Source organism: Inquilinus sp. YAF38 (assembly GCF_052113205.1).
Taxonomy (GTDB): domain Bacteria; phylum Pseudomonadota; class Alphaproteobacteria; order DSM-16000; family Inquilinaceae; genus Inquilinus.
Genome location: NZ_JBFRCU010000072.1, coordinates 34,673 through 41,044 on the forward strand (window position 1 = coordinate 34,673; position 6,372 = coordinate 41,044).

At 68.5% G+C, this 6,372-nt stretch carries 6 protein-coding genes; 4 read left to right on the forward strand and 2 right to left on the reverse strand.

Features of this window, described 5'->3' with window-relative positions:
- The first annotated feature begins 249 nt into the window (after nt 1–249).
- Nucleotides 250–1,644: a glycosyltransferase gene (locus AB4Z01_RS26285; RefSeq protein WP_441698819.1), complete on the forward strand. Its 1,395-nt coding sequence runs from the start codon at nt 250–252 to the stop codon at nt 1,642–1,644.
- A gap of 103 nt (nt 1,645–1,747) precedes the next feature.
- Here AB4Z01_RS26285 and AB4Z01_RS26290 read toward each other — a convergent pair whose 3' ends face one another.
- Together AB4Z01_RS26290 and AB4Z01_RS26295 are read right to left on the reverse strand one after the other, a co-directional pair.
- Nucleotides 1,748–2,707 (reverse strand): M15 family metallopeptidase, encoded by a 960-nt coding sequence (locus AB4Z01_RS26290; RefSeq protein ID WP_441698820.1) that lies wholly within the window; start codon nt 2,705–2,707, stop codon nt 1,748–1,750.
- A gap of 87 nt (nt 2,708–2,794) precedes the next feature.
- Nucleotides 2,795–3,001 (reverse strand): GNAT family N-acetyltransferase, encoded by a 207-nt coding sequence (locus AB4Z01_RS26295; RefSeq protein WP_441698821.1) that lies wholly within the window; start codon nt 2,999–3,001, stop codon nt 2,795–2,797.
- Nucleotides 3,002–3,370: 369 nt separating this feature from the next.
- Here AB4Z01_RS26295 and AB4Z01_RS26300 point away from each other — a divergent pair, with 369 nt between their 5' ends.
- The 3 genes from AB4Z01_RS26300 to cbiB form a co-directional block, all read left to right on the forward strand.
- Nucleotides 3,371–4,471: an SPFH domain-containing protein gene (locus tag AB4Z01_RS26300; RefSeq protein WP_441698822.1), complete on the forward strand. Its 1,101-nt coding sequence runs from the start codon at nt 3,371–3,373 to the stop codon at nt 4,469–4,471.
- 9 nt (nt 4,472–4,480) lie between these two features.
- Nucleotides 4,481–5,542 carry a hypothetical protein gene (locus tag AB4Z01_RS26305; RefSeq protein ID WP_441698823.1) on the forward strand — a complete coding sequence of 354 codons (1,062 nt, stop codon included), beginning with the start codon at nt 4,481–4,483 and terminating at the stop codon, nt 5,540–5,542.
- Between the two features lie 158 nt (nt 5,543–5,700).
- Nucleotides 5,701–6,372, forward strand: a 672-nt coding sequence (gene cbiB, locus AB4Z01_RS26310; protein WP_441698824.1) for an adenosylcobinamide-phosphate synthase CbiB, incomplete at its 3' end; no start/stop codon positions are given.

A 6,372-nucleotide genomic window follows, 5' to 3' on the forward strand; every position in this document is an offset into this window, starting at 1 on the left:
CTTGATGCCGCAAGGGTGCCGATACGGTACTATGACGGAACAACGACATGAGTCGGCTGTTTTGAGTTCTGAATATACGCAAGAAAAGGCCGGGCCATCTTGACCCCCTTGGAGATCTTCGAATTCAGCGTCTACGGTCTACTGGCCATCGCGCTGACGCTATTATGCCTCCTGTCATGCAACCTCCTCTGGCTCGCGATCACCTTCTGGCGGCATCAGTCGCAGGGGCAGAGCCTGCCGAATCAGGGGATGGCCCCGACCCCTGACGCTGACCTGCCCAGGGTCCTGATCCAGATTCCGGTGTTCAACGAGCGGCATGTGGTGCGCCGCATCCTCGGCGCCGCCGCGGCCCTCGACTGGCCGCAGGACAAGCTGACGATCCAGCTGCTCGACGACAGCATCGACGAGACCCGCGAGATCGCCGAGGCGGCGGTGCAGGAGCTGCGCGCTGCTGGCGTCGACGCCCACCGGCTGCACCGGGTTGACCGCACCGGCTTCAAAGCAGGGGCGCTGCACGCTGGGCTGGGCGTCACCGACCACCCCTATGTCGCCGTCTTCGACGCCGACTTCATCCCGCGGCCGGACTTCCTGCGCCGCACCGTCGGCGTGCTGGAGAACGACAAGAAGCTGGCCTTCGTGCAGGGCCGCTGGGAGCATCTGAACGGCGACGAGAACCGCCTGACCCGCGCCCAGACGCTGATGCTGGACGCGCATTTCGGGGTCGAGCAGCCGGCCCGCAGCATGACCGGCCTGCCCCTGCCCTTCAACGGCACCTGCGGCATCTGGCGCCGCGCCGCGATCGAGGACGCCGGCGGCTGGAAGGCCGACACGCTGACCGAGGACCTCGACCTCAGCCTGCGCGCCCATCTCAAGGGCTGGCGCGCCCGCTACCTGTCCGACATCACCGTGCCCGGCGAGCTGCCGTCGAGCATCGCCGCCTGGCGGGTGCAGCAGTTCCGCTGGACCAAGGGCTTCGCCCAGGTCGCCTGCAAGCTGCTGCCGACGATCTGGCGCTCGGCCCTGCCGCGCAAGACCAAGGTCGTGGTCACCCTGCAGCTGCTGCAGTGCCTGTTCTACCCGCTCGGCGCGCTGGCGATGGTCAATACGCTGATGTTCCTGAGCATCGGCTTCGACCAGCCGGTGGCGCTGACCGTGCTGGGCGTGGTCTCGACCGTGCTCGGCATCTCCGGCACCGTCGCCTTCCTGATCTCCGGCCGCTGCGCCGTGCGGCGGGAGCGGCTGGGTCAGGCGGCCATGGACATCCTGGCCACCATGGCACTGAACGCCGGCCTGTCGCTGTCGAACTCGGTGGGCGTGATCGAGGCCTTTATCGGCCGGCGCAGCGGCTTCGTGCGCACGCCGAAGAAGGGCAGCTCGCGCCGCTCCGGCTACCGCAGCGGCGCCGGCAGCGGCATCCCGGAGACGGCGGCCGGCGTGGTGCTGCTGGGCATGGTGCTGACCGACCTGGCCTGGTACCTGCCGTTCCTGGTCGTGTCCGGCACCGGGCTCCTGATCATGGGCACCGCCCTGCTGGCCGAGCGCTACGACCTCAGGCTCGACCCACGCGCCCTGCCCCGCACCATGCCGGGCGTGAAGCTGGCGCCGCCGGCGGCCCGGGCGCCGCAGCCGAACTCGCGCAGTTAGGCGGCTAGTCTCGACATTTGCTCTGGAGCGAGTTTGAGGTGAAGCGGTCGGGTTGGTCGATGACAGCCTCTCGCCTCAAACTCCCGGCCCCTTGCGCGCGAGTCTAGGGCCCTTTCAATGCATCGCGGTCCGCGAACTCGAAATGCCCTGGGTCAGCGAGGGGACCGGTGCGGCCGCCCCAGGCGAAGCCGTGACGCTCGAAGATCGGCACCACGCGAGCGAGCGATCCCTCGGCCCCGTCCGCCACAGGCGGCTGGCCGTAGCGGTTCCATGACGAGTTCAAGTCGATCGCGATCCCGAGAGCGTGGGCCGACAATCGTCGCAACGGCCCTCTCACCGTCCTCGGTACAAAGGCTCCATCGAACGTGCGGATGTCACCCAGCAGGCCTTGCGCCTCGATCTCGGCGAAGACCGCCTGCAGTGCGGGTGCCGCCGCGCGATGGAACCGGATCTGGCCGTTCGACGTTCCCCCGCCCAATGTCGGAACGTTGCGGAGTTGAGGGATATCGACCGTCACGAGATTAGCCTTATACCAAGGGTCATCCAGCGAAATGACGGGATTTCCTACATCGCTCTGCTGGATGTCGGGACCGCCCAGCAGATCATTCCTCTCCTGCATCGTCAGGAACCGCGGTGCGTCCGCCGTCTGGGCCGGGATACTCGGGCCTTGGCCGGGTTGACGCTGATTCAGGAAGCGCTCGAGGTCGGCTCGGCGCGCCTCGTCGGCGATCAGACCCGCCTTCAACAGGAAGTCCAGGTTTTCAGCCGCCTTATCGGGATCGCCGGTCTTGATCACCTCCAGGATGCGTGCTGCCTCCGCCTTCGTCTCTTCGAGCCTGAGTTGCAGCGAACCGTTGATCAACGCGACCGTCGCATTGCCCGCGGCCGCGAGTGCAGCCGCAAGCACGGCGATTACCAGGGGATTCGTCCAGGCGGCTTGCCGGCTCTTGCTGGCAGCCTCCTGCTCCCTCGCGGCAAGGTCACGCTCCTGGAGGGCGACCTCGCGCTCGCGAAGACGGTGCTCCGCCTCCCATTTTTCACGCTCGAAAGCGGTGTCGGTCATGAGCGGATGGTCCGGCCTCGTCGCCGTCGAATAGTATGGCGAGGCAAGCGCAGCGAGGCAAGGCGCTGAGGTCGGTCGCCCGTGCGGTCACAGCCGCTTCTCCAGCACCATCTCGTAGGGATCGAAGCCGTGCTTGCGATAGGCGCGGATGGCGCTGTCGTTGTTGGCCAGCACGCCGATCCGCATCCGGGTCAGGCCGGTGCCGCGCAGATGCGCCTCGATCGCCGCCAGCGGCCGGCCGGCGACGCCATGGCCCCGCAGGCCGGCGCGGTGCGGTGTAGATGTCCGAGACATAGCAGAAGCGGTTCGAATCCGCGGTCTTGGAGATCAGGTCGTCCTGCTGCACCCAGCCGGCGGAGAAGCCGGCGAGCTCGCCTTCGGCCGACACCGCCACCAGCACCACGCCGCCGCGTTCCGCCGCATGGCCCTCGAGCCAGTCGAGATAGGACCCGGCCGTCTCCCTGCCCGGCAGACGGGTATCGTGCAGCGCCCGCTCGTACTCCTGCATGTCGACCAGCGCCGCCCGCAGCGCTGCGCGATCGCCCGGCCCCGCCGGCCGCACCGTGACCTCGGCCATCCGCTCCGGCCCGCCTCTTTTTTGTCCCAAGCTGATAGTATTGTCCGTGCGAGTCCGACCCGTGGGGTCGGCGACGGAGATTGGCCATGGCCCTGTGGGACAAGATTGCCGGCGAATTCATCGACATCATCGAATGGACCGATGATACTCAGGACACCATCGTCTACCGCTTCGAGCGGCACAACAACGAGATCAAGTACAACGCCCAGCTGACGGTGCGCGAGAGCCAAGTCGCGGTCTTCGTCAACGAAGGCAAGGTGGCCGACGTCTTCCAGCCCGGCATGTATACGCTGGAGACCAAGAACCTGCCGATCCTGTCGACACTGCAGGGCTGGAAATACGGCTTTGCCAGCCCGTTCAAGGCCGAGGTCTATTTCCTCAACACCAAGCGGTTCACCGACCTGAAATGGGGCACGATGAACCCGGTGATGCTGCGCGACCCGGAATTCGGGCCGGTGCGGCTGCGCGCCTTCGGCACCTATGCCATCCGGGTCAAGGACCCGGCCGCCTTCATCCGCGAGATCGCCGGCACCGACGGCCGCTTCACCACCGACGAGATCACCGAGCAGCTGCGCAACCTGATCGTCACCAGCTTCGCCGGCGCCGTGGCGACGTCGGGCATCCCCGTGCTCGACCTGTCGGCCAACTACGGCAAGGTCGGCCAGGTCATCCGCGACGCGATCCAGCCGGAGTTCGACGCCTACGGCCTGGAGATCGCGACGCTGCTGGTCGAGAACGTCTCGCTGCCCGAGGAGGTCGAGCAGGCGCTGGACCGCCGCAGCAGCATGGGCGTGGTCGGCGATCTCGGCCGCTACACCCAATTCCAGACCGCCGAGGCGATCAAGGCCGCGGCCGAGAATCCGGGCGGGGCCGCCGGCATCGGCATTGGCATGGCGACCGCCGGCGGCCTCGCCTCCGCCATGGGCGGGGCGGTGCAGCAGGCCGGGCAGGCCCCCGCCGCCGGTTCGGCGCCGCCGCCCTTGCCCGGCGCCTATCATGTCGCCGTCGACGGCAAGCAGGCCGGCCCCTTCCCGGCGGCCGAGCTGCAGGGAATGGTGCGCGACGGGCGCCTGAGCCGCGACAGCCTGGTCTGGACCCAGGGCATGGCGGGCTGGAGCAAGGCCGGCGATGTCGCTGGCCTGGCCGCGCTGTTCGCCGACCAGCCGCCGCCGCTGCCGCCGGCCTGACCCCGGATCATGGCGGACCTGGCTTTCGCCTGCACGTCCTGCGGCGCGCAGCTCGAATATGCGCCCGGCACCCGGGTGCTGAAATGCCCCTATTGCGGGCATGAGAATCCGATCGAGGCTGCCCTAGCCTCGGCGGTTGCGGAGATCGACTACGCCACCGGGCTGGCCGAGGCCGAGCAGTCGGCGCCGACCGAGACGGTGTCGGTGGTCTCGTGCAAGCGCTGCGCCGCGGAGTTCCAACTGGATTCCGCGATCCAGGCATCGCGCTGCCCGTTCTGCGGCACGCCGATCGTGCTGGAGCCGCGCGCCCTGACCCATCTGCGGCCCGGCGCGCTGCTGTCCTTCGGCTTCGACGCCAAGGCGGCACGGTCGAAATACGAATCCTGGCTGTCCGGCCTATGGTTCGCGCCGAACGACGTCAAGCGCCTGGCCAAGACCGATGCCGGCTTCATCGGCATGTATGTGCCGTACTGGACCTTCGACGCCGCGACTCGCACCGACTATGCCGGCCAGCGCGGCATCAACTACAGCCGGACGGTTCGCGAAGGCGACAAGACCCGCACCGTCGTCGAGACCCGCTGGACCGGCTGCAGCGGCGAGGTGGTGCGCGACTTCGACGACGTGACGGTGGTGGCCAGCCGGTCCCTGCCCGAGGGGTATCTCGACAAGCTCGAGCCCTGGGATCTCGGCGAGCTCGCCCCTTACAACCCGAGCTATCTGCGCGGCTTCGGCGCCCAGACCTACCAGCTCGGCCTCGCCGGCGGCTTCGAGGGGGCGAAGCAGAAGATGGACGGGGTGATCCGCCGCGATGTCTGCGCCGACATCGGCGGCGACAAGCAGACCATCAGCAGCCTGCGGACGGCATACGACGCCGTGACCTTCAAGCACGTGCTGCTGCCGGTCTGGCTGAACAGCTTCCGCTACGGCGGCAAGACCTACAGCTTCGTGATCAACGGCCGCACCGGCGAGGTGCAGGGCCAGCGGCCGTGGAGCTGGATCAAGATCGGCCTGGCTGCGCTGGTCGCCGCGGCGGTCGTGGTGGTGGTCGTGCTGCTGGTGGACAAGCACTGAGCGCGGAACTGGCCGTCCGCATTTTTATCGTCATTGCGAGCCCCGCAGGGGCGTGGCAATCCAGGCTTTCGCGCCGCTGGATTGCCACGGCGCTTCGCGCCTCGCGATGACGGGGCAGGGTTTTCCGTCCCGCACCAGCGGACGGGCCGTGTGAGGACATGCTCGACGTTTCCCATCATCTCTGGATCCTGGCCGCGGCCCTGCTGCTCGACGCCATGGTCGGCGACCCGCCGTGGCTGTGGCGGCGGCTGCCGCATCCGGTGGCGTTGGCCGGCCGGCTGATCGGCTGGCTGGACCGCCGCCTGAATCATGATGGCGACGCCCCGATCCGGCGCCGTGCCGCGGGCATCGCCGCCACGCTGCTGCTGGTGCTGCTGGCCGGCGGCATCGGCTGGGGCCTGTCCGTACTGCTGCACGTGCCCTTCGGCTGGGTGCTGGAGATCGTGATCGCCGCCATCTTCCTGGCCCAGCGCAGCCTGCACGACCATGTTGCCGCCGTGGCTGCGGCCTGCGAGCTGGAGCGGCTGGAGGGCGGGCGCCGCGCGGTGTCGATGATCGTCGGCCGCGACCCGCAGAGCCTGGACATGGCCGGGGTATGCCGCGCCGCGATCGAGAGTGATGCCGAAAACTACTCCGACGGCGTGTTCGCGCCAGCCTTCTGGTTCGCGCTGCTCGGCCTGCCCGGGATCCTGGTCTACAAGGCGGTGAACACCGCCGACAGCATGATCGGCCACCGCACCGCGCGGCACGAGGCCTTCGGCTGGGCCTCGGCGCGGCTGGACGACGTTCTCAATCTGGTCCCGGCCCGGCTGTGCGGCGCCTTGCTGGCC

What these genes read in the sequence shown, in the direction of transcription:
- AB4Z01_RS26285 (WP_441698819.1), top strand. Translation starts at nt 250, where the DNA reads ATGGCCCCGACCCCTGACGCTGACCTGCCCAGGGTCCTGATCCAGATT.
- AB4Z01_RS26290 (WP_441698820.1), bottom strand. Translation starts at nt 2,707, where the DNA reads ATGACCGACACCGCTTTCGAGCGTGAAAAATGGGAGGCGGAGCACCGT.
- AB4Z01_RS26295 (WP_441698821.1), bottom strand. Translation starts at nt 3,001, where the DNA reads ATGTCTCGGACATCTACACCGCACCGCGCCGGCCTGCGGGGCCATGGC.
- AB4Z01_RS26300 (WP_441698822.1), top strand. Translation starts at nt 3,371, where the DNA reads ATGGCCCTGTGGGACAAGATTGCCGGCGAATTCATCGACATCATCGAA.
- AB4Z01_RS26305 (WP_441698823.1), top strand. Translation starts at nt 4,481, where the DNA reads ATGGCGGACCTGGCTTTCGCCTGCACGTCCTGCGGCGCGCAGCTCGAA.